Source organism: Psychrobacter sp. ASPA161_6 (assembly GCF_051970285.1).
Classification (GTDB): domain Bacteria; phylum Pseudomonadota; class Gammaproteobacteria; order Pseudomonadales; family Moraxellaceae; genus Psychrobacter; species Psychrobacter glaciei.
In genome coordinates, this window is record NZ_JBEFNJ010000002.1 from 316,192 (window position 1) to 342,073 (window position 25,882).

A 25,882-nucleotide genomic window follows, 5' to 3' on the forward strand; every position below is an offset into this window, starting at 1 on the left:
TAAAATATCGTCTGTAATGACAGTCGCTAAGTGTTACTTAATAAAAGTTAACTATTATGATAGTTATCCAAGTATAAGACTTCTATAACGACAAATATATAACTTATAACTAATATTCATAATTCGTATTATTGTATATTAAATTAAGTTATGTGTCGGTAAAATATTCACGTTTAAATAATGGCATTACGAGTCATTTTCATTCAAACATCGTGCAAATTAAAGTAAGAAAGACAATGTTTCATCAATCGGCGCAATATCGAGGCAAGAGGAAAATCGATTTATGAGCGCATCAAAGCGTAAGGCAAGTTGGATAACTTGGCTGGCAGAACGGTTTGCCTATGTTAAGTCGTTAGTGTTAGGTGAGTTGCCGCATTTGTTAACAGTTAGTCGCAGCAAAAGACCATGGCATATGCCGATTATCGCTGCCATTGCCATTAGCTTCCCCGTGTTCGTCGGTGCTTATTTTGATGCTTTGTCTTCGGGTATTAAGGCTTCGCTGGGGGCGATGATTATCCTCAACTTGCCGTTGTCAGGCACACTACCGTATCGTTTGGTGACGGTCATGGCGTGGGGATTTGCCATGGTGTTGAGCTTTGCACTCGGACTGATCGCTCAGCAGATACCTGTGCTCAGATTGCCTGTATTTGCATTGCTCGCTTTTGCTATCGTCATGTTGGGTCGTTACTATCGACAGCCGCCACCGGCAGGATTGTTTGTGATGATGGCAGGGGCGATCGCGTTATTTATTCCTGTGCCGTTGGCGCAAGTACTATCAGCAACAGGGCTAGTGATGTTAGGTGGTGGCATGTCGATGTTACTAGCGCTGTTATATAGTCTGTTTTTATTAGCGACGCGTCCTACTGTGCCTGCGCCCGTTTATCTTTATGAATCGGACATGATTAGCGACAGTCTCATTGTGGCCAGCTTTGTGAGCTTGGCGTTGGCCATCGCGATTTTGCTAAAGATGCCTTATCCCTACTGGGCAGCTGTGAGCTGTTTCATCATTATTCAAGGCATGCAGCTACGCACGATGTGGATCAAACAAATGCATCGCTTACTCGGTACATTAGTGGGAATGGCAGTGGCGAGTTGGATGCTGTCGTGGGGGCTATCGATATGGGGCGTTGCGATCGCTATTTTGATAATGATGCTCTGTATCGAGTCATTAGTCGATCGTCATTACGGCTTGGCAGTGGTATTTATCACGCCGTTGACGATATTTATCGCTGAATATGGCAGCATGTCGCTGGTGCCGCCTGTCGCCGAGGAGATCATTCGTGTGCGTATGCTTGATACTACGATTGGTTGCGTGGTGGGGCTTAGCGGTGGTCTGGCCATACACTCAAGCCGTTTGCGTGTGCCGCTAAGACAAATAGAAGCTTGGCTGCTCGCGCGTTTTGGTCAGACAACGAAAGAATAAATGAAAGGCGTATGACAAAGTTGTCTGATTCGGCTTCATACGCCTTTGTGGTTCAAAGCAGCATATAAATGACGGTCTGATTTATTTGGCGTTGAGAGCTTTAGTGGCTTGTACGACATCGATACTATGACCTGTCCAGCGCTCAAAACTTAGCGCCGCTTGTCCGATAAGCATGCCGTAGCCGTCTGAGGTCTGCGTCCCACGTGCCGAAAAATGCTCTAAAAACGGTAGAGTGCGACCATACATCATGTCGTAAGCATATTGCGTGCTTAGCGTGTCGTTCAGTGGCAAGGTCTCGCCCGATAGACCAATCGATGTCGCATTAATAATAATGTCAAACTGTCCGCTCAACTCGCTAGTCGTACAAGTAGTAATCTGCTGCTGACTAATAGACGTACTGGCAGCGCTAAGCTCGTTGACCAAGTCGGTGGCTTTGCTCACTGTGCGATTGGCAATTGTGAGTGTTGCGATACCGGATTGAATCAAAGGTAATATTGCCCCGCGCGCGGCACCACCAGCGCCAATGATGGCAACGCGAGCACCATCCAGCGGCCAGCCTAAGCTGGTGATATGATTGATTAACCCTTGCCCATCGGTATTGTCACCGTACAGCGCCTCTGCTATTGGCGTGCCACTGTTTAATAGTGCTTTATTGAGCAGTAGCGTATTGACCGCACCAGCGACTTTGGCGTGCTCTGATAAGCCACCACGCGACTGACAGCACGCATAAGCGACTTGTTTAAAGGGAACTGTCACATTGGCACCCACACCGCCACCATGAAAAAATGCCTCGATGACCGCGGCAAAGCTGGCTGCATCATCGGGACAATACTGGCGTTGATAGCGAATATCAATGCCTGCTTGCGCCGCAAATAGCGTATGTATTCCAGGAGATTTGCTGTGGGCAATCGGATTGCCAATAACGATAAAGTGCTGGGTCATAAATAAATAGTCCGCTGGCAGTAAGGGCATGAAGGAGTCAGATTGATAACCGTTCAAACCCATTCATCATAAGGGATAACGCTATGTTTGACAAATAGGGTGGTCAAGCGACAAATACAGGATTGAACATAGGGGTTTAAAACGTGAGGTCTTTAACAAATCTGTACTGTCTGGGAGTGGTATCCGTAACGTAAAAGGTAGTCAAGCGTTCAGCAGTTGGGTAAACTAGTGAGCATAAAAATCGATATCAATATGCGCTAGTAACTGCTAGGTTATCACCAAGCTTTTTAATAAAACATTCTTCATTATCAGTGGCGTATCTGCCAGCTCGTTAATACTATTTTGAGATCAATCTAAAAGTGTGAGTACATTGTCCATGTTGAATAATAACCTACAGACCCTGATGGTCAGTATGATAATGGCAGTTGGCGTGACGTTGAGTGGCTGTGATAGCACCAAAGAAGACGCCCAAGATCCAGAGGCTGGCGCGGCAACCACTAGCGAGCAGACCGCCACAGATACTTCTACGCAGACCGCTCCGACTGGTACGGCTGATTTAGATGGTGCGACTGCTCAGCAAGGCACACCAGTAAAATATGATGTGCTGGCATGGGGCGCTGACCAAGTAGAGCCGATCACGGTTGATGAGCTAGATGGTATCAAAGCGACCTTTGGTAAAGTGGTGAGTACCGACGAAAACAGCCTAGACTATGCCAGTAATCCAGCTTCTAAGTATCGCTTTATGAATACCGATGCGCCTTATTTAGATATCATCGATTCCGAAAAATATCTGGAACTTGGCTGGTATTATGCCAATCCAACTGACTCTGATAAAGAAAAAGAGCTGAGTCAAAATCATGCCAAAAAATCCTATATGCTAGCGCGTCAGCTGATGGGTGATGACGGTGGCAAAGTGCTCGCTGATATGCTGAACGGTCAAATTATCAAAGATAAAACCATCGGTGGGCAAAAAATAGAGCTGGCGAAATGTGAGTTTTATAGTTGTATGCTGGTGCTTAATAAAGCTGCTGCCCAAACAGACAATAGCTAAATGGTGGGAGCTATCATGCCGCCGTCTAACAGCTGGATACGTCTGCAACCTCTAAGCGAGGCTAGCGATAAAGCAGCAGTAACAGCAGTAACAGCGTTAACAATGCCGTTAGACAATCGCGGACTGGCATACGGTGATGGATTTTTTACCACTATGGGCGTCATCGATGGGCTGATACTGTGGTCGGACTATCATCAGCAGCGCCTTGACTCTCATGCCGACGCTCTACAGCTCGATATCGATAGCCAAGCGCTATTGGCCACTTTGCAGACACAGGCCAAGCAATTGCAGCAAGGCATGCTTAAGCTTATCGTCACCCGCGCGGCGCAAGATGTCCGTGGTTATGGTTATGCGCCAAGTACATCCGGTAGTGCTTGCGAGGTCTGGCTCAAGTCTTCTGCCATGTCTATCGCCACTGCTGATCAGCTACGTCTACCGAATGGACGCTTAGTGCCTGTGCAACCAGTGGCTTCTGCCACTTGCTTGTCTTCACAACTCGCCTGTCTACCGCCACCGCTGGCCGGACTCAAAAGCTTAAATCGTCTGGATAATGTATTGGCAAGCGCTGAGCTACAACGCGTTAAAGCCCAAACATTAACATCCAACCCCTTCTTACCAGCCAATCATTTATCGTCCAATCTTTTACCAGCGAGTGCCGAACCCAATATCGGTGAGGGGCTGCTGCGTGATATGAGCGGGCACTGGGTTGAAGGGACGATGAGTAATGTGTTCTATCAATTATCAGAATCGCCATTCGCAAAATCTTCCAATCCTCCACCTCTTCAAAACAGCAGTTATCTAAGCACTGGTCAATGGTACACGCCGTCGATGGCGCAATCGGGTGTCGCTGGCGTAATGCGACAAGTGCTTATCGATGGGTTATCCAGCACAGAGCAGCCGGTCATCATTAGATCGTTGCAAGATGCGGATTTACCTAAAGTAAAGCAGCTATTTTTTTGTAATGCGCTACGCGGCATCATGCCAATGACCAGTTTGACGTTATTGTCGGGTGAAGTGGTGGGTTTTGAATCAGTTTAACCGTATTTAAAAATATTAAATTTGGTGTCAAGAAAATCATCAGGATATAAAACGACTTCTTCATTGCGATACATATCTTGTGCTTTTAATAGCGCGTCTTGCTCGTTCTCTGCGTTAACCTCCACGATATTACTCAACGTTTCGACAATTTCTATCTGAAAAACTCTCTTCAATTTCTTATCAGTTTTCATCATCGCTGTTCCCAATATATCTTTATCAAAATTTCTTTATTATTCATATAGCCTAGGTTAGCAAAAGCGCTTAAAAAGAAGTGATCGTCTTTTGTTACGTAGCCTTGTGCGATAAGGAAAATCGATCAATGATAGTGATTTGATAAGGAGAGAAATCCATGGACTACGTCTACGAAGATGAACGTATACCTTTACAAATCCGTCGACTATTAATTTTTGATGAGATTTGCAAATTAGCAAAAAAACAACCTGATGAAATTATTCACTTATCAAGATTCACGGAATTATCGCTCGGTGTTATGTATTTGAAAGGCTTTAAAAAGTTTATTGCGTTTGGCGGTGTGTTTGAGTACGCAGAAACAAGAGAGGAAGTTATCGAGCGACGTATTAGAGTTTTTCCTAACGACGAACCAGTCACGCGTGCACTAACAGTCAATTTAAAGCAGTTTACTCAGCCCGCGCGCACAGCTATCCAGCTAGTTTGGTATTGGAATAACTATGTTAAAAATAGAATGCACGCTTACGTCGATTATCGTGAAGAAGTGTTTTTTCGGATTAATGATGAAATTGACTCAGACTACCCACCGCATAAGTTTCATGACCGTCTCGTTGCAACGGCACGTTTACCTTTATGGGACGATAGAGAGGAGTTAATCGCAGACGTCTACCGTGATAATAAAGGGCAGCCAAAACCTGAACGCTTCAATGAGAAACGTTTAATATAATTTAAAATACGTAGAAATCAATCGTATCTGATTAAAGATTATTTAGCAGGAGATAAAAAATGCGTACTACCTATGAAGAAAAACGTATCCCACTACAAATCCGCCGATTAATGCTATTTAATGAAATATGTCGTAAAGCAAAAAAACACCCTGATGAAATTGTTCACTTAGCTGGTTATTCGAAGATAGCATTCAGTATTGTTTATTCTAAGAAAGATAAAAAATATACAGCATTTGGTGGGGTATTTAAGTATGCGCATATCCGCCAAGAAGTCATAGAGCAAGGCGTAGATAAACTGCCTCATGATGAGCTTGTGATGTGTGCGCTTACCGTAAAAAGACAAGCTTTTACCAAGGCTTCTCGTACGCCATTAGAACTATTAATAGGCTGGAATAAACAGGTAAAAAACAAATTTTCTAAATGTATTAAAGACAATATGGACACTTTTTTTAAAGTAAATGATGAGTTGGAAATGGACTATCCTCCGCACAAATTCTATGAACGATTGGTGGCAAGCGCTTATTTGCCACTTTGGGATGATAATCAAATTTAATATAATTTTCGATAATGTCCACGACCCAAAAACTCAATAATGCCTCTATCACGTAACACTTGTAATTGTTGACGGATTTTATCTTTTATATGGTTGTTTTCGGGATGTTTGAGTTTTAATAAGTCAGCGAAAGCATAAACCTGATTGAGAGAGAAATTCACATCCAGCCTATCGATACACTGCCAAACATCTAATGTCCAGCCACGTGATGTGATAGATTGCTCGCGTAAAAACAAGGTTTTCTGAAATTGCTTGGTGACATTATCGCGTGGTATGACTTGCTGGTCTTTGACCAAAAACACTTTCCCCGACTCAGGCACTTTACGCAAGTCAATATTACAGCCAACCCAACCAGCGCGTTTGGCAGTAACGGATAATGGTTTGCGTTTTATAATCATGTCCGGCTGAAAGAACTGCTTAGGAATGATTAAAAAGTTATTCACCTTATATTCTTGAGAGTAGGTCAAAAAGAAAAAGCTGGGATTATTGTCACTATTAATACGTTCAATCATAGTGTCATAACCACCATCATTAATAATGTTGCTTAATTTTGCCTTTTTACTTTTTAGCTCATATTCCTCATGACAGTTTGAGCAATAAAAATCAGCGACAGGTTGGTTATTAACAAATTCAACCAATGGCTCGGCATTACAATTAGGGCAATAGCTTTGGTTCGCAACCCAATCTTCACTGAGCACACGAATCCTTTGGGGTTCAGATTGATAGTTTGCAGAGAGAGGTTGATTGAAATATAGATTCATAATAAGTTTTCGTTGTAGTAGACAAAACAAAAATATCAATAAAAGCGCAGGAATATTCAGTCATATAAATGCGCATCTACAGCAAGTTAATTCACAAGCTAAGCAAATACCATTGAAAAGCGCACGGTTCAGTGCTAAATTCTAGCAAACCTCTGCCTTGCGAGTTGCCATGAGCAATCCAACACCTGAAACGCCTCCTGAACGTCCTAATGATACTCCATCCAATGAGCAAGAGGGCACTGTTGACGAGCGCATCGCTAGAGCGCCATCGGATGCCAAGCCAGTCGTGGATGAGGCCGCAGGCGAAGAATTGCCGGCAACGGATATCTCGCTCATCAGCGGCAAAAGTAAACCGCGTAAATATAAAGTGGACAATCAATCGTTCTTTATGCAGCGTGGCTATCAAGTATTGCTTGTGCTGGGGCTTATTGCTGCGTTTCTCTTAGTCATAGTCTACCAGACACTGTTTGGACGGATTGAGCAGCCGCAGCAGATGGTCACGATCGAGCAAGGTCAGACCTACTACGGATTGCTGCCGCAGTGGCAACAGCAGACGCCACTGTTTTCTGCTAGTGTCGCCAAGCTTTATATTAAGTCGCAAGTCGATGCACCATTACATGCAGGCATTTATCAATTACCAGAGAACCCAACCATCGCTGAGGCACTACAAGTGCTCGCGCAGGGTGCTAAAGCGGCAATGGTAAAAGTGCAAATTATCGAAGGTAAAACGTCCAAAGACTTATATCAATCGCTACGTGATAACGACAATATCAAAAAAGAAGTGCTAATAGCGGGCAGCGGTGATGCTAGTAACGCCAGTATTGCTCAAGGACTGGACTTGGTCGGTATATTGCCAAAGAGCGTGACCAACAGTAACGACCCTATCGTCAATCATAATCTTGAAGGGTGGTTTGCGCCTGACACTTATTATTACGGCGAGGGCACCAGTGACAAGCAGGTATTGACGGATTTGTATAAGCGTCAGCAGCAAGCGTTGACCAAAGCATGGGAAAATCGTGCGCCAAACCTACCTTATAAGACACCTTACGAAGCACTGGTCATGGCCTCTATTATTGAAAAAGAAACCAGCGTATCAGAGGAGCGTCCTATCGTCTCTGCCGTGTTTAGAAATCGTTTGGATAAAGGAATGCGCATGCAGACTGATCCGACCATCATCTATGGCATGGGCAGTCGTTATGATGGCAATATCCGCCGTAGAGACATCGACGAAAAAACATCCTACAACACCTATCAAATCGATGGTTTGCCGCCCACACCGATTGCGCTACCGTCTGCGGCCTCTATCGAAGCGACACTACACCCTGCCGATAGTGACGCGCTTTATTTTGTGGCAACCGGTAACGGCGGGCATAAATTTACCAACAGCTTGGCGGCACATAATCAAGCGGTTAAAGACTATTTGAGCGTCATGCGTGAGAAAAAATCTCAAGCAGCAGCGCAGTAACTGTCTATAACAGCAGCACCTTTACTCTTTTAAAACCTATCGTTTATTGAGCGCTATAACTTGACGGCTATAATCTCACTATGGCGCTCATCGATGACACAAGGTCATATCATGTCAGTACCCGTGCACACCAACGTATCATCTTCGAATCCAAATCAATCAAATACTTCTCCTACAACTAGCACGCCCAATACAGGGCGTTTTATCAGCTTTGAGGGCACAGAAGGGGTGGGAAAAACCACTGCGATTGAGCAACTGTGCTTGCGACTAGAGGACAGTGGCATCCCCTATATTCGTACGCGTGAGCCAGGTGGCAGTCCGTTTGCAGAGCGTTTGCGCGCTATATTATTAGACCCTACAACGGATATCGAGGATGATACCGAGCTGTTGCTGCTGTTTGCCGCGCGCTGTGATCATATACAGCAAGTGATTCTACCTGCATTGCAGCAGGGTACATGGGTGATATGTGATCGATTTACCGATTCTACCATCGCCTATCAAGGATTCGGACGTGCGCATGGTGATGAGGCTGTACGAGCTAAGATTGATATGCTTATCAGTCAGTTCGTACCGCAGTTGCCTGAGCTGACCCTATGGTTGGATTTATCGATATCAGAAGGCATGGCACGTGCCAATAAGCGCGGTGCTGCGGATCGTTTTGAGCAGCAGGCGACTGAGTTTTTTACATGGGTGCATACAGGTTTCAGTACGCTCGCAGCCGAGCACCCTGAGCGTATCCAGCGTATCGATGCCTCAGGTAGCGCTGAGGAGGTCAGTGCACGAGTATGGCAAACAGTTGCGACAAGATTTCATCTTAGCTAGGGCGTGTCTCCAATTCACTCGATATAGTCAAAATACCCCAAAAACGCTACGATACTGCTGATATTAATTTTTTGTAGCCTCTGTCGGCACAGGCACAGGCACAGGCATAGCAAGCAAGAAAAATTGATATCAGCAGTGCGTGATGGTTCGATATTACTTTGCACTGACTATATCATCTAAATGGGCTAAATCTTGCCAAACATCGTCAACTAGTGCCCTATAAAAAAGCCCTCATAATCAGTATGAGGGCTTTTAATTTGCTTATTAGCTTTTCAGACAATATAGTCATTCCACTATAAAAGTATTACAGTGTTAACCTCGCTTGAGGTATCACATATACATCTACACTCGGTTGCCTTGTACTACTTTTAAATTGAATCGACTATAGCGTTTATGGTTTATCCGCATCCTTTTTTACCGAATCCTTCACCTTCACATTGTTGGTGGTATTGTCATGATCTGAGTCGGGTAGGCGGTTAGGGTCGAGCGCACCACCTTTTATCTTGGGCGCACTACCATTACCGTTTGTACTACTATTAGTCGACTTACTGGTTTTTGACATTGCCGTTGAATTATCTGCCATCACCCCTTTGTTGACTGTGCTAGTAGAGACATCTTTAGCTTCCGCTCCCTGACGTTTATCTATTTCAGCCTTTACGGTTTTTTTCGCTGCGTCACTCTCTTTATCCACCGCTATGGATGGCTCTTGCTCTGGCGTATCAGCGATATCTTCCACCATCTCTTTTTCTTTACGCTTTTCAGGCGCTTTAGAGTTGGCTTCAAAACTGGCATCTGCGGCAGCACGGGCTTGCTCTTGTTTTGGCGTGACGTCCACTGGCTTTGGCTGGACTTCATCATCAACGACCAGAGAAATCAGCTTGCGATCACGTGGTACTGATCCTTCGAACTTATCAGTGATGACTTGCAGCTTGCCTTCTTTGTCTAGGGTATAGAGCGGCACAAATTGTTTATTGTCGGCTTTATACTGCTCAAACGTATAGCTGTCCGTGATGTTGGTGATTTTAATACGGGCTTTTTTGGACAGCATACTAGCAAGTTTGGTATAGGTTACGTCTTTGCCAAACAACCACTGCGAATGAAAGTTTGACTGCTTATCATCGCGCTCACTTTTTACTTTTTCATCGCTGAACTTGAGGCGATAGAGCTTGCGCTCACCGAACTCATGGCGGTAATGAATCTCAGACAAGGTATTCATCTCTTTATCCATACTCATCGCGAATAGATGACCAATACCGATAAGGTCAAGATGATGGTCGGCGTGATCGGAGATGGGGTTGCCAAAATAGGTGCGCAGACCACTCATACGCGCGCGGGCGATATTGGTATAGTTATTATGAGCGACGATGACATCGAAGCCTTGGTCTTTTAAGGAGGTTGCGATTAGCAACGCAACTGGATTGGAGCCAACGATAAGAATACCATTGGTCTCAGGCTCACGCACGCCAAGTAAGTTGCCCACTACTTTTGCACCCAAGCCCTGAATCATGACCGTACCGATGATGACCATAAATACTAAAGGTACGAGCAGCTCAACGCCCTGAATATCATACTCTTGCAAACGAATCGCAAACAGCGATGAGATAGCAGCGGCGACGATACCGCGTGGTCCAATCCAGCTGATCATTAGCTTTTCATTGGTTTTTAGGTTTGAGCCAATAGAAGAAGCCCAGACCGATAAGGGACGCGCGATGAACATCACGATAGCGAGTAGCACCAAGCCTGCAAAGCCCACACTCATTAAGCTTGCCAGCTCCACACGAGCTGCTAGAATGATAAATAATACCGAAATAAGTAAAACGGTTAAAGATTCATTAAACTCTAAAATAGTCTCACGTGGGAACTTGGGCCAGTTCGCCAGTGCGACGCCCAAGACGGTGACGGTTAGCAGACCAGACTCATGCTCTAAATGGTTGGAGACAGAGAATAAAACCAAAACAAAGGCTAGGGTAAAGACATTGCGTAAAAACTCAGGCACCATATGGCGGCGCATTAAAAACGCCAATGCCCACGCGCCAGCCATACCAAGCGCCGTTGCAAGCACGACAATTTTGGCAAATAGCAATATGCTGCTGGCTTCACCACCAGAGATAATATACTCATAGACCAATACCACGGCGATAGCGCCAATGGGATCGATGATAATGCCTTCCCATTTGAGGATATTGGAGATGGTCTTGTTGGGGCGCACACTACGTAACAACGGCATAATCACCGTCGGACCAGTGACACATACCAGCGCCCCGAATAGCAACGCAATCAATGGATCGACATCGAACAATAGATAAGTCGACAGCGCGACGATAGCAATGGTGATGAGCACCCCGACCGACACCAGCATCTGTACGACCGTGCCGTGTTGCTTGATTTCATCAAACTCAAGGGTCAGTGAGCCTTCGAACAGAATAATCGCCACGCCCAAAGAGATGAACGGGAACATCAGCTCACCCAAGACTAAATCAGGGTCGAAAACGCCGAGTACGGGTCCAACAATAATGCCAATGAGTAACAAAAATAAAATGGACGGTTGCTTTAAATACCAAGCCAACCATTGGGCGGCAATGCCGATCCCAACCACGCCGGATAATAATAGGGCGGTATCCATAAATTAATCCTTTTATAATCTTGTGATGCTGTCTAGTTATTAAAGTGGGTTATCGTTAGCGGCCAAAACCTTTTATAACGGCAAATTAATAATAACCATAGCCATCATGAATCATGGATGATATATATACTATATAGTAGTAAAGACAAACGCGTCTCTAGATAAATAAAAAAATGCTAGAAGCGCAAAAGATGGAAAATAAGGGCGTTAAAAGCCAATTCGATTAGTGTATAGTTCATAGCTGCTTGATACGGCTAACTATTGTTTGCTAAAAAATTTATTAGGCTTGTTATCATATCATGATTTTATTTTATATATGTCAAGGGTCTGTCTGACGCGATAGCCGCGCGCCATCGTTCTGCGCTGACACATGATTAGGTGAACGCGCTATAAAAGACTACAAAATCGAGGGGATAAGACGACGCGGTATCAGAATGGCTTATATTCACGTCATTATCCTCACCCATCGCTACGACACAAACTGGTAGGCAAGTAATAGTAATAAGCTGACCAGCGTTCAAGATGGTTGCTTATAAATTGTTCCTTATAAATTATTGCTATAGATTATCCCTATAGATTTATACAAGCTTGCTATCTATTCTATTATGGCGATAATAGCGATAATATTGTTGCTAACAATAATAACCACTCATATGGAGACAATATGCCTATCAATATGTTTCAAGCGCAACCCACTATTCGTATGCAGCGTTGGTTGCAACGTAGCAGTTTGGCACTGTCTATCGGCACGGTAATGGCGATAGGCATTAATGCAGCCACTATGCCTCAGGCACAAGCAGCGGTCACCACTGCTGATTTCTCTGACTTGGTACAGCAAGTGACGCCAGCGGTGGCACGGGTCAATGTCACCAAAACGGTCAGTGAAGATGAGCTTGCCAAAGCGCAAACCGCCGAGCTGTTACGTCAGTTCTTCGGGGATCGCTTGCGTATCCCAGATCAAGCAGCGAAGCCCGCGATTGAACACGCTTATGGCACTGCTTTTTTTGTCACCACTGATGGTTATATGTTGACCAATCATCATGTGGTTGCTGGAGCAGACAAAATCACCGTGACTCTTAATGATAGAACCGAGCTGGATGTGACCTTGGTGGGCAGCGATGAGCGCTCAGATGTGGCCGTGCTCAAAGTCGTGGGTGATCAGTTCCCAGCTTTGCCCATTGGCGATTCAAACAGTCTAAAAGTAGGTGAGCCAGTATTGGCGATTGGCTCGCCATTTGGCTTTGATTATTCGGCATCCGCAGGTATCGTGAGTGCCAAGTCACGCAGTTTTTCACGTGAGACCAGTGTGCCTTTTATTCAAACCGACGTGGCATTAAATCCGGGTAACTCAGGTGGACCTTTATTCAATCAGCGCGGTGAAGTTATCGGTATCAACTCACGTATCTTTAGCGGGACGGGCGGTTATATGGGCTTGTCGTTTTCTATCCCCATTGACGCGGCGATGGATATCTACGAGCAGCTAAAAACCAATGGTGAAGTCGCGCGTGCCTATATGGGTATTTATCCTCAAGACATCGATCGCAATCTGGCCGAAGCGTATAACTTGGCTCGTCCACAGGGCGCTCTGCTTACACGTGTCTCACCAGACTCACCAGCACAAAAATCAGGTCTGCAATCAGGCGACATTATTTTGCAATATAATGATGTGCAGATTATGCGCGCCGCAGATTTATTGAATCTGCTCAATCGGGCGCGACCCAATGATCCGTTCAGTGCTCAGATTCAGCGTGATGGCAAGCAAATGACCGTAAAAGGCACGCTAACGTACGCGCCAAATGATGTCCGAGCGCAAAGCGGCTCACAGCAAGACGATGAGATACAACTGGGCTTACGTCTGCGCAATTTGACTCCAGATGAGCAGGCAGAGCTAGCTGTTGACAACAAAACAGGCATATTGGTCACGACCGTCGACCCGACTGGCTTAGCCGCTCGTTCAGGTATTTTCGCTGGCGATATCGTTACCAACTTTCACCAAAAACCGATTGCGAAGGTCACGGATTTCTCCAGCGCTATCTCCTCACTTCCCAAAAAAGGGGTAGTAACGATTGAAGTCATGCGCCAAGGCATCCCCGGTATTATCGGCCTGCGCATTGAATAGCCACCATATAGTCAATCCACTATGCTTAAATGAAGTATCTCACTAAGCGTTGATAATTATACTTGTCTATCATAGAGCGCGACCTCTATAATGGCTGATTTTTTTATCGATTGATTTTGATGATATGCTATTGCTCGATTTAACTTTGATTAAGCGACATTGAGTTGGGTGTTGATTTGATTGAACAACATTAATTGACCACTGCACAAACGACTATTCATACCTCTATATACAGCTAGGTAATTATGACTGACCACGCTTTTTATACGCTCAGCATCACGACAGCGGCAGCATTGCTAGCGTATATCATCTTGTGGTCAGGATTACAGACGTTCAATGCCAATCCTACAAAACGCTTTTTGCGTATTTGGTCAAAATTGACGCTATATTATGCTGCTTATACCATGCCAGTTTGGGCGTTACTGTTGGTAATTGGGCGAGTACAAGAGGTGACGCCTTTACTGGCACAATTATCACCGAGCGTTGTATTGATGGCTACCATCGCGATGGGTCTGTATTTTTATACTGTCGTTGTGCAGCCCAACTGTTTGCGCGTGCAGCATCATGCGGTTGATTTAGACTTGTCAGCCCCGCTCACAGTAGCGGTATTAGCAGATTTGCGTATTGGCTTATATAGTGGCAAGCCGCGTCATATTCGCAAGCTTGTCGCTACCATCAATGCGCTGTCAGCAGATGCAGTGCTGATTACAGGTGACTGGCTCTATTATCCGAGCGCAGATTTGGTGGGGCAGTTGATGCTGTTTAAGGGAGTAAACAAACCCGTTTATACGGTGATGAGTACCTCGGATTTGCGTTATCAGTCGATTAATACTACCAAGCAAGGTCAGCCACTATTGAAAGATACCTTGGCCAGTGCCTTTGATGTGCTTGATATCAATTATATCGGGCAGCAATGTACGTCGTTGCCGCTTAAATGTGCCCAAACTGGCAACGGTCGATCAAGAGCAAATCAAACAAGCTCCGTTAAAGGTCACCCGAATACCCGTACACAAACAAACCCAAAGGATAATCCAGTCGTGGCGGTGCTTTGCGGTTGGCAAGATGTTCCGAAACAATCGAGCGATGCCAAAACTTTGCAGGTACCTAGTAAAGTGGCGCTCAGTGCCGAAATCGCGCAGGCGACTAAACCTGTCATTATCCTTGCGTCACGATTTGATAGTATTAGCGACTTACCAAAATTGCTACAGCCGCGACCACTATTGATAACGGGGGCTGCTAAAGCGATACAGAAAAACATACTAAAGGCGCAAAAAAAGCAAGATATTCGCCGTATAGGCAATCAGTCGTCGTTATTGGATAGCAGCCGGATGGGTAAGCAGCGCGGTTTATATCAGCATGGTAGCGCGCAGATATTTGTCAGTAGCGGAGTGGGCACTCGAGGATTGCCTTTTCGCTTGTATCGTCCGACTATCGATGTGTTGACGATTCGTTAAAACGACTCAAAAGCATTTATCCCAGTTTCATAATTACGCTAAACTAACTATTAGGGTCTGTTGAACATTCAAATGTGGAACTGGCAGTGGCTATTTTTTAGACAATACGCAGTGAAATTTTTGACGCCTAGTCGCTCTAGGGTAGACAATTTCGCCATGTATTGGCAAAAAATAGTCCTGCCCTGAAAGGCTGATGCTAAAATCGCCCCAAACGTTGTTGCAAACCTAGCTAAGGTCTCGACAGTATCGTCGGTTTACGCCTAGTTTGGGGCAATTTTAGCGATCAGCAGTCCTAATATTTGAATGTTCAACAGACCCTAAATAATAAAGTCTATAATCAGTCACTCTTGCGCATTACCATCGCGTTAAATAGGGCTTAAAATGGCACACGATATACCTAGGCTGAGCATTAATTGACTGATAGCGGTCAAATCAAAATATGCTACACTAGTAAGCGTTTTTATGGCTATCAATAAACAACATCGGCAATTGACAAAAATAATGTTAGTGCGGGTAGACCTGCACATGATTTTATAGTGCAAATGTCATTATTGTAGGTATATAAACACCCAGTATGAACATCAAGCAATACCTGTCATTGGCTTGTCTATTGACTTAAAAATGGATATAGGTAGTTGCAAATGATCGATCATGTGACAGCTTTAATAAAGCTAGGATAATACAACAGTAAGGCACGGTTATGAGCACAGCATACGACGAGATCAAAACCCGACTACAAGGTTCAATGGTAGCCTTGGTAACGCCCATGCACCCTGACGGCACGGTCGATTATAAACGTCTGGCCGATCTCATAGACTGGCAGATTGAGCAAGGCACCCACTGTCTCGTTGCCGTCGGTACCACTGGCGAATCAGCGACGTTATCGATGCAAGAACATAGCGATGTGATTCGTTACTTTGTGAAGCATGTCAAAGGCCGCGTGCCAGTGATAGCAGGTACAGGCGCGAATAATACGACTGAAGCCATCAAACTGACGCAAGATGCGGCGGATGCTGGTGCAGACTGTGCATTATTGGTTGCTCCTTACTATAATAAGCCGCCACAAGAAGGCTTGTACCAACATTATAAAGCCATTGCCCAAGCCGTAAACATCCCGCAGATGCTCTATAATGTACCGGGGCGTACCGTGGTCGATATCGCTCAAAATACGGTTGAACGTTTGGCTGATATCGATAATATCGTTGCGATTAAAGATGCGACGGGCTCAGTCGCTCGCGGTGAGCAATTGATTAAAGCGGTTGGCGACCGTATTGTCGTGCTATCTGGCGATGATGGCACGGCGCTTGATTTGATGCAAATGGGTGCCAAAGGCAATATTTCAGTAACGGCTAATGTCGCACCGAACGCCATGAGTGAGACCTTTTCGGCCGCGCTACGTGGTGATTTTGATGCCGCGCACAAAGTACATGACGTGATTAAGCACTTGCATCGTGATTTATTTATTGAATCGAGCCCCATTCCAGCAAAATATGCGTTACATAAAATGGGTATGATAGATACGGGTATCCGCTTGCCATTGGTTTGGCTAGCAGAACAACATCATGCCACTATTGATGAAGCGTTGGTTCGCGCAAATTTATTATAGAAGTGAAGCATTGTAAATGCTGAGCCAGTCGCTGATGACATTGGCTTAGCAAGAACTTATAAGGTTCTATCAAAACGACGAGCCAATCGTCCAAATGAGCAAAAATTGCTAACTCAGAGAGATAATATGATGAAAGTATCATCAACCCCTACAAGAACGTTTCCTGCTATGATGGTTTTGGTATTGGGTAGCACACTAGTATTAAGTGGCTGTCAAATGACCAAAGGCTTTCTTGGTAAGCGCGATAATGGCAGCTTAGAGTATCAAGAGAGTAAGAAGCTTGCACCACTAGAGCTACCAGTGACTCAACAACCAGCAGCTTTTGTGCCGTTATACACAACCCCAAATGCAGGCGTAAACACGCTCACCTTACAGAACGAAGCAGGTAAGCAGTATCAACTGCCTAAGCCTCAACGCGCTGTCGCTGTGAGCGATACTTCAAACTAAACACCGTATTTCCCTACTTACACCGCTGACTTTTTACTGTGATTGTTCAGGACATGATGGTCTCATGAATGACGTCATATAGGATTCAGCGGTCGCTGCGCGTTTTTACCACATAAGCTTGAACGAACAGGAACTCCATAATGCAAAAGCAACAACTGCTGTATAAAGGTAAAGCCAAATCAGTCTATGAAACAGAAGACAATGACCTTCTGATTTTACACTTTCGTGACGATACCTCGGCGCTTGATGGTAAGCGTATCGAACAGTTGGCACGTAAGGGCGTGGTTAATAACCGCTTTAATGCTTTTATTATGCAAAAACTGGCTGCCGCTGGTATCGAAACTCATTTCGAAAGACAATTGTCTGATGACGAAGTGCTGGTCAAGCGTTTGGATATGATTCCAGTTGAGTGCGTCGTACGCAACTTCGCTGCGGGCAGTTTGGTTCGTCGTTTAGGCTTAGAAGAAGGCCAAGCATTGACGCCGCCTACTTATGAGCTATTCTACAAAGATGACGCGCTTGGTGATCCGATGGTCAATGAGTCACTTTCTGTGTCTCTTGGTTGGGCTACCGAAGCACAATTAGCAAAAATGGAAGAGCTGACGCATCAAGTGAATGATGTATTAAAAGCATTGTTTGATGCAGGCGATTTAATACTGGTCGATTTCAAATTAGAATTTGGCGTATTCCATGACCGTATCGTTTTGGGTGATGAGTTTTCACCAGATGGTTGCCGTATTTGGGACAAAAATACCAAGAAGAAATTGGATAAAGACCGTTTCCGTCAATCATTGGGCGATGTTATCGAAGCTTACGAAGAAGTGGCCAACCGTATTGGTGTGCCACTTAGCTAAGTCGTAAATGTCTAGCGCAAAACAAAAAAACTGAGCCATGTGCTCAGTTTTTTTATGGCATTATATGAATGATGGTTCCCTAGTGAGGACTTGAATCTACGGCTGTGGGCTAATGATATCAACGTTTTGACACGCTGAGATAGCCACAGTGTACTTTACGGTTTACTTATCATACATACTCTATCTGTGATCGATGCGCTATATAGGTATCGAACTGCTTGTGTTGGATATGAATTTAATAACTATGAAATCGATAGCATGGCTTAAGGCTATGGTTTTCCAAAAAAATTGGTATTGATAGATCTTTATACCCCCTAGTGAGCGTTACCAGTGCTAGCAAAAATACAAGAACATCATACTTCTCAAGAAGATTAGAGCAGTTAGTAACAGTAGTAACCTTTCTTTAAGTTTCATAAAGCTACGCAACCTCCTAATCGTTTATTATTTCCTTTGTCAACAAAGCAAGGCTTCATCAAACCATTTTGTTTGATTGTAAGCATTACATCTTAATTAATAACTCATGCTTGATAAGCATTTGGAAGGAAATGATAATGAAAAAGATAATGATGAGTTCTATTCTAGCTGCTACTGCTTGTTTTGCGATGATTGGTCAAGCAAGTGCCGCACCTGCACCGCATTTTGTAAAACATAAAGTCTCCCATGGACAGCAACAAAAAGCCCCTCAGAAAGTGGTCGTTAAGAAAGTTGCACATAAGAAATTTGTGGCTCAAAACCATAAGCATGCATCTAAAGTGGTATATGTTCAAAACCGCCGTTAGTTGATGTAATTTTAATCGTATTATCTGATAAAAAACAGCTCCTAATTAGAAGCTGTTTTTTGTGTCGCAGGTTATGGTAATAGGAAAGTTATCATTAAATCTCTAGGTTCAGTACTTGCGGTTGTCTTATGTCTTGATCTACTCGTTTCTATTATTTGTACAGAAAAAACCTTAAAGAATAAGACTGCTATTATCAAAAAAATAAGCTCAGAAACTTCTTAAAAAATATGTATCATTCTGGGTATAGTAATCATTATTGATGGCACACTTACTTCTGTAATAACATGGAAAAGTATACCCCACCGGAACCAACTAATTAGTGTCATCAATCAATTAATAGACCATTTAAAACAGACCGTTGTAATGGAACCACTCAAAACAGACTGCAAGATTTAATCACTTTTATCCCATTTAGGTAGTTATCGGTTGAATTGAGGACACGCCCTAATAATGCTCAGTGATAAAATCCTCTCTAGCCATAATTATTGATGTCTGTTAGACACCATGAATATTATCCCTTTAGGCACAAGTTTGTAGCTTAATTCGTATAAAAAATCAAACATAGCGCCAACATTGTCTTCAATATCTTATCTTACTTTTATGCTAATTTATTAATACTTGTTTATTAATATTTGGTCATGTCAATTAGATGATAAAAATAAGAGAAGGTTTCGCTAATGTCTACTGCTTCATCAACTGTTTTAGACCCTAGTTGGTTTACTCGACCAACCTGCGTAGTCGCCGCTGATTTGATTGGCAAAGTATTGTGTAGAAAGTTAACGGATACTGATGGCATAGTGAAAATCTTGCGCATGCGTATCTCAGAAACCGAAGCTTATATCGGTGAGGACGATCCAGCCTGTCATTCGCATGCGGGTAGCCGAACGGCTCGTACTGAAATTATGTATGCGCAAGGCGGCATGTTTTATGTCTATCTGACTTACGGTGTGCATCATATGCTCAATCTGGTCAGCGGTGGAGAAGAGTCTCCTGAGTCGGTATTAATACGGGCTGGGTTTTTAACCGACGATAGTGATCGTTTGATGGAAGAACAGCTTCTGAGCACGAACAAGCAACTTACTCATCCAACCCAGATGGCAGGTCCTGGCAAATTAACGAAGCGCTTACAAATTGATCGCGCGTTAAATGGCAAATCTATCAGTGTGGAGTCAGCAGTATGGCTCGAAGATGATGACTGCCAGCCACCAGTATCGCTGCGTCCTCGTATCGGCATTGACTATGCTGGCGATGCCAAAGATTGGCTATTGCGCTATATCTGGAGCGACCATCCTTCATTATCAAAAAAATAAAACGATGGCTGCGCTATGATGGTAATAGAGCTGCTCTCTCATGCTAATAGATAAAACAAAGGGTGACACTATGTATAAATTGACGGTTTTTGTTCCCGAAGCGGCATTAGAGCCAGTTAAGTCTGCTTTATTTGCCGCAGGCGCTGGTACGATTGGCAATTACGAGCAATGCTGCTGGCAAGTACAAGGGGTGGGGCAGTTTATGCCGCTGGCAGGCAGTGATCCGCATATTGGCGCGCAAGATAAGCTCGAAAAAGTTGATGAGTGGCGAGTCGAGATGGTGGTTGCCACTGCTAATATTGAGCAAGTCATTGATGCACTAAAGCAGGCACACCCTTATGAGACGCCTGCCTATGATGTCATCGAAGTGCTAGATTTTTGAGCTTTAGAGGTATAGTTGATACTAAATAAAATGGGTACATGACATTATGATGCGTGACTGGCACAAACTTTTCTTGCTTGCTGTGCCTACGCAGACAGAGGCTACGAAAAATTTATACCAGTCACGCTGTCTCTTTTTTACATTGACCTGACTATAGCGCTATTAGCAGTGGTTTAGGCTTATTTTATCTTAATTACTTGATAGCCTGGATAGCCAAGTTCGATTTTATAATCTTTACTACCACGTGTGGCCTTTACCTTTATTTTGCTATCGCCTCTTTTATATTTGACGTCTTTGACACGGTAGCCCATATTACTGACTTTATTGGCGGCTCGTTGTTCGATAGCTGGTTGATAAAGCTCTTTATCAACGTTTTTGATAGCTTTTTTATGCTTCTTATAGACTTTATTGTCTTTATAAACGTCCTCGTAAAGGTCGCCGTACGCATTGTAGCCGGGGGCAGTGACGCAACCTGTCGTTATCATTAACGCTGTAATCATAGCGGTGGCAACGGTTGGCTTTAGTAGGGTTGTGATATTCATAATGTCCTCTTATCAAGTTCAAGTTTTTTGACAGTGTTATAAAAAATGGCCAAACAAACCAAGGGCTGGCTTATTTGACCTTAGACATCAATAGGTTAACGATGCCAAAATTTTACATTAAGGCAATATGAGATCTAGCATTACCTTGTCGTAAGTTTCGAGATATCATGTGAAACTTACGACTGAAAACTATTTAAATACAGCACTTCACTGGCTTTCTTAGGATTACCAGTTCTTTTTATATTTGTGGTTCTTTTTGTACTTACCTTTTCCTTTTTTCTTGTATTTACCGTGCTTATCATAATCATGCTTATCGTAGTCACGGTCATTATCATATTTGTCATCGTAGCGCTTCTTAGACCAGTCTTGTCTGTTTGAGCTGATAAGCTTTAGGCTGGGATAAGTATACTTGAGCTCATAGGTTTGATTGCTCTTTTTGGCATAGGCAGTGATCGCTCGATTGCCTCGATAATTATCGGATTTAATGTCTATGACCTGATAGCCTTTACGACGCAAATCCTGACGCAGCTTCTGGCTCACACGGTTATAGCTAGCGTTATTGTCATAACCCTTGTCACCGCGATAGACAGAGTTATTGTCATAGCCTGGTCCTACGACAGTACAACCAACCATCGTACCTAACAATGTGAGCGAAAGGCCAGCAGACCTCGCTGTTTTCAATGAGAATAGCTGTAAAATCTTCATGATCAAATCTCCTACGATATTTTTTTGATTGATAATTACGTGATTGATAGTTACGTGATTGCTTTTCACCTCTAACAGCGTAATGCAGTTGATATATATTTGACTTAATAGCACCGATAAATTAGTAGCGCCAATAAAGAAGGACTTGATGCCTTTTTATATTAGCCGTCTTATTTGTTTGCTCTAATAACTGGAGAATATTGCGTTTTGAAATATTTTCTTACATTATCTATGATAAGGCACAAAACTTGATGTTAAGTGTCATTTGCGTTAGTGAGTTGTAATTCCACGTTTAAGGATATGTCGCTTAAACAATCACTTAAACAACAATACGGCACATACCTGAGTATTAGCAATAAAAAAACCATAGATGCTATTTAAGCTTATGTTGTTTCCATAATTTGTAGGTATAACGGTGCTTGTATGTAGGCTACTGACCAATATTTCGACCGCCATGTCAAAGACAGCTCCGTTAAATATGAGTTTATTTACCCCTTTATGCCATGTGGGGTAAGTATTGTTTTCTACGCGTTGGCGTTCGTTATATTGCCAAAGGGTAGGGAAGTGTTTTGGGAGAAATGCTGATTTGGAAGTATTAACGACATTAGAGTAAATTGGGCTTGTAAGCATATGCTTACAAGCAATGACGTTTACGCGACTTAACATCAGGGTGAGAATTAGGCATTATACATACACGGCATCAGGGAATGTAACTCAAGGATTGAGTTGACCGCATTAAGGATAATGATTCGTTTACTGGCATCAGGATGATAACGGTAAATGAAGAAAGGATACATAACCTTTGCTGATAGCAGTTAATGCTAGTAACCGTAGTAAATAGGGTAGGATGCCCGGTATCGCAACATGCTGAACGTTATGCAAGGATGCATAGATTACAGTCGTGATAGGTAACATGGATGGTTAACAATAAAACCGCATAACAATTAATTGCTATGCGGTTTTATCGTGTCTATAGGTTGAGAAATTTTTATTCAACCTGTTCTAAGTACGTTATTGAGTACTGTATAAAGCGTTAAATAACTGCTAATAAAAAACCGCATGAGAATCATGCGGTTTTTTTACTTATCAAATCATCAATATTGTCATTGTGACTTAACTGATAGCTTAGTATTTGTTTTCGCGACGCCAATCATCTACTTCACGCTCAGCATCATCCTTACTATGGCCATAACGCTCTTGGACTTTACCAACCAATTTATCACGGCTGCCTTCAACGTGTAATAAATCGTCATCAGTAAGATCAGCCCATTTCTGCTTAGCTGAGCCTTTCACTTGGTTCCATTCACCTTTTAGGGTATGTTCGTTCATTATTATATTCCTTTTTTTGATTATTAATTAATCCAGATATTTATCTTGTTTGGTTTTACTTAATGCTAAGTTCAGTCGCTATTTTTATTTAGTTACCATTTATTGGATATCTATAAAAATAAGCTAACTGATGCCCCTAATATAGGCTTTGAAAATTACGCTGTCTGTATATGCAATGTTTAGAGTGTTACTTCATGATAGCAATCTGCATGAGTATGTTATGGAGACCATATTTGTGTAATAAATAGGGTGTGTTGTCAGCGAAATACGTAAATAACCTAAGAGATTTTCTGACAATCTACCAATACCATCATGATTTATCAATGGCTCAGATTTTGTATTCTTCTGTATTTAGCTCGGAATAAAATGAGAACACGCCCTAGAACAATTTTAGCAATCAGCAATGCCTATTTATAAAGGTGTAACACGCCTCTTATAAAGGTGCAAACACAGACTACTTAGCCAAGTAATCTTGATAACGCTTGGTCAGCTTCTTTACTCGGAGACGATCACGAATCAATAAAAATAGGGGTGAAGCATTGGGTTTTGGTGGCTTTCCTGCACCCATACGTTGTAGCTGGCGCTTAATGACAGCCATAGTCGCAATCGCACTCAAGGTTTTGTCTTTCCACTGAACCACTGGATCGTGGGCACTGAGCTGATCGTTTTCTTTCCAGTCATTAGGCAAAGCGGGGTTCATCGCTAAGGCTGTGCCCATCCCGACAATATCAATGCCTTGGGCTAGGACGTTTTCTGCTACTGCCAAACGCCTGACACCGCCTGTGGTCATAATGGGCATGGTGGCCACTTGCGCAATCTCTTTTGCAAAGTCTAAAAAGTAAGCTTCTCGCTGCAAGGTTCGGCCGTCTGCTGTTGTGCCTTGCATCGCTGGGCTTTCGTAACTGCCACCAGATAACTCCACCAAATCAACGCTAAGCCCATTCATTGCTAGAATAACGGTCTTTGCGTCATCAGCATCAAAACCTCCACGCTGAAAATCGGCTGAATTCATTTTTACAGTGACGGCAAAGCGAGGCGAAACTTGTGCACGAACAGCTTTAATAACCGTGATTAATAAGCGCATACGATTTTCAATCGAACCGCCAAATTCATCGTCACGTTTATTGGTTAATGGCGACAAAAACTGAGAGATAAGGTAACCGTGAGCGGCATGAATTTGCACGCCGTCAAAACCAGCTTGTTCTGCTTTTAAAGCAGTATCGACAAAACGTTGAATCAGCTGCTCGATATCTTGATGGGTCATGGCGCGGGGTTTGCCAAACAGATGAGAGTGCTTTCCTAAATCAAGGGAAACGTCAGAAGGTGACAACACATCACCTCCCATAGCCGCATACACTTGGCGACCAGGATGGTTAATCTGCATCCAAACTTGGGTGTCATTCTTTTTGGCCACTTTAGCCCACGCTTCAAAAGGAGCTATATCACTGTCTTTTTCTAATACAATACCGCCCGGACCGGTCATCGCGCGACCATCGACCATCACATTACCGGTAATTAATAAGCCAGTACCACCCTCAGCCCAGCGTTGATATAAGCGCAAAATAGTAGAGCCAGGGACTTGTCCTTCATCTGCCATATTCTCTTCCATAGCAGCTTTGGCAAGGCGATTTGAGAGACTGGTGCCACAAGGTAATAAAAAAGGAGAAAAAACTGCTGATGTCATGATGGCAACCTAAAAGTATTGTTTCGTGAAAAATAAGTTTGACGATGAATTTGACTATAGACTTATAGTTTAAATGACTATAATCTTATAGTCGATATAGTAATTATTCCCATAAGTCATTTTAAAACATCAATCGAGGTCGATATTGAAGGTAAATGCTAGAACAGACTTCATTCGCATGGCTGCCAGTCCAGCAACCGAATCAAAGCGTGAGCTGGCAAAAGCCAAAACGCGTCGCGCGCTATTAAAGAGTGCCCTACAGCTCTATAGCGTAGAGGGCGCTTGTGGCATGAGCATGAATAAAGTTGCCAAGGGTGCAGGCATTGCTCAACCTAGCTTTTACAATCATTTTGATAGCCTCGATGCCTTGCAACATGAATTAAGCGAACAGCTCAAAGACAACTATCTATCCCCCATGCGTATGGCTTGGGTAACGATGATAAAAGATTATGATTTTTTGAATAAAGAGCAATTTAACCAGCGTTGCCAGTCCTGTTTGACCCTGATTTTTGATGCGGCGTTTCAGAATATTGCCTTGTTTCAACACCTAGTCGAAGACCGCCCGCGCTTTGGCTCAAAGACAATAAATGCCGTGAATAAGGATTCGGAGCATAAACAGTTAGGCAATCTTATTACAGAAATACAAGAAGAGTGGACGGAGATATTCATTCAGGGACTACAGTTATCTGGTCGTTCTATTGAACGCACTCACGTGAATCTCTGTGTCGATATTGCTAGCGCACAAGTCCATGAATTAATTTTAGGCTGTCATCAAGAGCGTTATTCAAAACAACAAGCGATCACCATTTTGAGTGCAAATTTTGCTGCATTGTTTGGCAATTTTTTTGCACGAACGCAACAATAAAGAAAGTAACTTGTAGTTGGTTCAAAATAAAAGGGGCACGTTAAAAATAGTGTTCTGCTGGTATAAATACTCCTTGACTGCTGCGTGCTTTGCACTCCAGAGACTTCAAAAAATTTATCCCAACAGCACTGTATTCTTTTTAGATTGAATCGACTGTATAAAACGAAAGTAGAACGGAAACTAGAGTAAATAACACACAGGGAGCACGACT

The 25,882-nt window shown here is 43.4% G+C and carries 24 protein-coding genes; 16 read left to right on the forward strand and 8 right to left on the reverse strand.

What is annotated here, in order from left to right:
• The first annotated feature begins 283 nt into the window (after positions 1-283).
• Positions 284-1,423 carry an FUSC family protein gene (locus tag ACTQ9T_RS07405; RefSeq protein WP_440464643.1) on the forward strand — a complete coding sequence of 380 codons (1,140 nt, stop codon included), beginning with the start codon at positions 284-286 and terminating at the stop codon, positions 1,421-1,423.
• 81 nt (positions 1,424-1,504) lie between these two features.
• Here the strand turns inward: ACTQ9T_RS07405 and aroE are convergent, their stop codons facing one another.
• Entirely contained in the window at positions 1,505-2,365 is an 861-nt protein-coding gene (aroE, locus tag ACTQ9T_RS07410; RefSeq protein WP_440464865.1) for a shikimate dehydrogenase, read from the reverse strand.
• Between the two features lie 376 nt (positions 2,366-2,741).
• Here aroE and ACTQ9T_RS07415 point away from each other — a divergent pair, with 376 nt between their 5' ends.
• On the forward strand, positions 2,742-3,416 hold the full coding sequence (locus ACTQ9T_RS07415; protein WP_415195660.1) for a hypothetical protein: 675 nt from the start codon (positions 2,742-2,744) through the stop codon (positions 3,414-3,416).
• 15 nt (positions 3,417-3,431) lie between these two features.
• Complete coding sequence (locus tag ACTQ9T_RS07420; RefSeq protein ID WP_440464644.1) at positions 3,432-4,454, forward strand: aminotransferase class IV; 1,023 nt, start codon at positions 3,432-3,434, stop codon at positions 4,452-4,454.
• On the opposite strand, the gene ACTQ9T_RS07425 is transcribed toward ACTQ9T_RS07420, so the two are convergent.
• Positions 4,451-4,648 carry a DpnD/PcfM family protein gene (locus tag ACTQ9T_RS07425; RefSeq protein WP_141629748.1) on the reverse strand — a complete coding sequence of 66 codons (198 nt, stop codon included), beginning with the start codon at positions 4,646-4,648 and terminating at the stop codon, positions 4,451-4,453. The genes ACTQ9T_RS07420 and ACTQ9T_RS07425 overlap by 4 nt on opposite strands.
• Before the next feature lie 155 nt (positions 4,649-4,803).
• Between ACTQ9T_RS07425 and ACTQ9T_RS07430 the strand changes: the two genes are divergently transcribed.
• Both ACTQ9T_RS07430 and ACTQ9T_RS07435 read left to right on the forward strand, forming a co-directional pair.
• Positions 4,804-5,370, forward strand: coding sequence for a hypothetical protein (locus ACTQ9T_RS07430; RefSeq protein WP_010200911.1), 567 nt, complete (start codon positions 4,804-4,806; stop codon positions 5,368-5,370).
• Between the two features lie 59 nt (positions 5,371-5,429).
• Positions 5,430-5,924, forward strand: a complete 495-nt coding sequence (locus tag ACTQ9T_RS07435; protein WP_440464645.1) for a hypothetical protein — start codon at positions 5,430-5,432, stop codon at positions 5,922-5,924.
• Here the strand turns inward: ACTQ9T_RS07435 and ACTQ9T_RS07440 are convergent.
• The gene (locus ACTQ9T_RS07440; RefSeq protein ID WP_440464646.1) at positions 5,921-6,685 is read right to left on the reverse strand and encodes a DpnI domain-containing protein; all 765 of its coding nucleotides are present in this window, start codon (positions 6,683-6,685) and stop codon (positions 5,921-5,923) included. The two genes, ACTQ9T_RS07435 and ACTQ9T_RS07440, sit on opposite strands and share 4 nt — an antisense overlap.
• 169 nt (positions 6,686-6,854) lie before the next feature.
• Between ACTQ9T_RS07440 and mltG the strand changes: the two genes are divergently transcribed.
• Both mltG and tmk read left to right on the forward strand, forming a co-directional pair.
• Positions 6,855-8,150, forward strand: coding sequence for an endolytic transglycosylase MltG (gene mltG, locus ACTQ9T_RS07445; protein WP_440464647.1), 1,296 nt, complete (start codon positions 6,855-6,857; stop codon positions 8,148-8,150).
• Between the two features lie 111 nt (positions 8,151-8,261).
• Positions 8,262-8,972: a dTMP kinase gene (gene tmk, locus ACTQ9T_RS07450; protein ID WP_440464648.1), complete on the forward strand. Its 711-nt coding sequence runs from the start codon at positions 8,262-8,264 to the stop codon at positions 8,970-8,972.
• 391 nt (positions 8,973-9,363) lie between these two features.
• Here the strand turns inward: tmk and ACTQ9T_RS07455 are convergent, their stop codons facing one another.
• Positions 9,364-11,595 (reverse strand): cation:proton antiporter domain-containing protein, encoded by a 2,232-nt coding sequence (locus ACTQ9T_RS07455; protein WP_440464649.1) that lies wholly within the window; start codon positions 11,593-11,595, stop codon positions 9,364-9,366.
• 664 nt (positions 11,596-12,259) lie between these two features.
• Here ACTQ9T_RS07455 and ACTQ9T_RS07460 point away from each other — a divergent pair.
• From ACTQ9T_RS07460 to ACTQ9T_RS07495, 8 genes are all read left to right on the forward strand, one after another.
• On the forward strand, positions 12,260-13,714 hold the full coding sequence (locus ACTQ9T_RS07460) for a Do family serine endopeptidase (protein ID WP_189583335.1): 1,455 nt from the start codon (positions 12,260-12,262) through the stop codon (positions 13,712-13,714).
• Positions 13,715-13,959: 245 nt separating this feature from the next.
• On the forward strand, positions 13,960-15,168 hold the full coding sequence (locus ACTQ9T_RS07465; RefSeq protein ID WP_440464650.1) for a hypothetical protein: 1,209 nt from the start codon (positions 13,960-13,962) through the stop codon (positions 15,166-15,168).
• A 700-nt stretch (positions 15,169-15,868) separates the two neighbouring features.
• Complete coding sequence (dapA, locus tag ACTQ9T_RS07470) at positions 15,869-16,774, forward strand: 4-hydroxy-tetrahydrodipicolinate synthase (RefSeq protein ID WP_189583329.1); 906 nt, start codon at positions 15,869-15,871, stop codon at positions 16,772-16,774.
• A gap of 126 nt (positions 16,775-16,900) precedes the next feature.
• On the forward strand, positions 16,901-17,221 hold the full coding sequence (locus tag ACTQ9T_RS07475; RefSeq protein ID WP_227669975.1) for a hypothetical protein: 321 nt from the start codon (positions 16,901-16,903) through the stop codon (positions 17,219-17,221).
• Positions 17,222-17,361: 140 nt separating this feature from the next.
• The gene (gene purC, locus ACTQ9T_RS07480; RefSeq protein ID WP_010196111.1) at positions 17,362-18,075 is read left to right on the forward strand and encodes a phosphoribosylaminoimidazolesuccinocarboxamide synthase; all 714 of its coding nucleotides are present in this window, start codon (positions 17,362-17,364) and stop codon (positions 18,073-18,075) included.
• Positions 18,076-18,626: 551 nt separating this feature from the next.
• Positions 18,627-18,854, forward strand: a complete 228-nt coding sequence (locus tag ACTQ9T_RS07485) for a hypothetical protein (RefSeq protein WP_440464651.1) — start codon at positions 18,627-18,629, stop codon at positions 18,852-18,854.
• A 677-nt stretch (positions 18,855-19,531) separates the two neighbouring features.
• On the forward strand, positions 19,532-20,164 hold the full coding sequence (locus ACTQ9T_RS07490; RefSeq protein ID WP_440464652.1) for a DNA-3-methyladenine glycosylase: 633 nt from the start codon (positions 19,532-19,534) through the stop codon (positions 20,162-20,164).
• A gap of 70 nt (positions 20,165-20,234) precedes the next feature.
• On the forward strand, positions 20,235-20,546 hold the full coding sequence (locus ACTQ9T_RS07495) for an NGG1p interacting factor NIF3 (protein WP_413189842.1): 312 nt from the start codon (positions 20,235-20,237) through the stop codon (positions 20,544-20,546).
• 179 nt (positions 20,547-20,725) lie between these two features.
• On the opposite strand, the gene ACTQ9T_RS07500 is transcribed toward ACTQ9T_RS07495, so the two are convergent.
• From ACTQ9T_RS07500 to ACTQ9T_RS07515, 4 genes are all read right to left on the reverse strand, one after another.
• Entirely contained in the window at positions 20,726-21,088 is a 363-nt protein-coding gene (locus ACTQ9T_RS07500; protein WP_440464653.1) for a hypothetical protein, read from the reverse strand.
• 225 nt (positions 21,089-21,313) lie between these two features.
• Positions 21,314-21,793, reverse strand: a complete 480-nt coding sequence (locus tag ACTQ9T_RS07505; RefSeq protein WP_210540862.1) for a hypothetical protein — start codon at positions 21,791-21,793, stop codon at positions 21,314-21,316.
• Between the two features lie 1,125 nt (positions 21,794-22,918).
• On the reverse strand, positions 22,919-23,122 hold the full coding sequence (locus tag ACTQ9T_RS07510) for a CsbD family protein (RefSeq protein ID WP_010196100.1): 204 nt from the start codon (positions 23,120-23,122) through the stop codon (positions 22,919-22,921).
• Positions 23,123-23,576: 454 nt separating this feature from the next.
• Positions 23,577-24,806: an NADH:flavin oxidoreductase/NADH oxidase family protein gene (locus ACTQ9T_RS07515; protein ID WP_440464654.1), complete on the reverse strand. Its 1,230-nt coding sequence runs from the start codon at positions 24,804-24,806 to the stop codon at positions 23,577-23,579.
• 178 nt (positions 24,807-24,984) lie between these two features.
• Between ACTQ9T_RS07515 and ACTQ9T_RS07520 the strand changes: the two genes are divergently transcribed.
• Positions 24,985-25,671, forward strand: coding sequence for a TetR/AcrR family transcriptional regulator (locus ACTQ9T_RS07520; protein WP_440464655.1), 687 nt, complete (start codon positions 24,985-24,987; stop codon positions 25,669-25,671).
• Positions 25,672-25,882 lie beyond the last annotated feature (211 nt).